The sequence below is a fragment of the Ancylomarina longa genome (assembly GCF_003996985.1).
Lineage (GTDB): Bacteria > Bacteroidota > Bacteroidia > Bacteroidales > Marinifilaceae > Ancylomarina_A > Ancylomarina_A longa.
Genome location: NZ_RJJX01000220.1, coordinates 1 through 467 on the forward strand (window position 1 = coordinate 1; position 467 = coordinate 467).

Consider the following 467-nt stretch of genomic DNA (forward strand, 5'->3'; position numbering starts at 1 on the left):
GATTGGCATGAACAGTAACATTCACATCATCGCTGGCGGAACAGCCATTGGTATTGGTTACAACAACGGAATAGTTACCACTGGTTGATGTACTAATTGTTTGCGTAGTTTCTCCGGTACTCCATAAATATGTTGCTCCCGCATTGCCGGCATCCAATATGATGCTGCTGCCTGCACAGGTCTGCTGATCGGCTCCCAAATCTACGATTGGATTGGCATGAACAGTAACATTCACATCATCGCTGGCGGAACAACCATTGGTATTGGTTACAACAACGGAATAGTTGCCACTGGTTGATGTACTAATTGTTTGCGTAGTTTCTCCGGTGCTCCATAAATATGTTGCTCCCGCATTGCCGGCATCCAATGTGATGCTGCTGCCTGCACAGGTCTGCTGATCCGCTCCTAAATCTACGATTGGATTGGCATGAACAGTAACATTCACATCATCGCTGGCGGAACAGCCA

At 47.1% G+C, this 467-nt stretch carries 1 pseudogene; it reads right to left on the minus strand.

Annotated features, from left to right (window positions below):
- Positions 1 to 467 (minus strand): annotated as a pseudogene (locus DLK05_RS17705) (hypothetical protein); the annotation flags it as partial.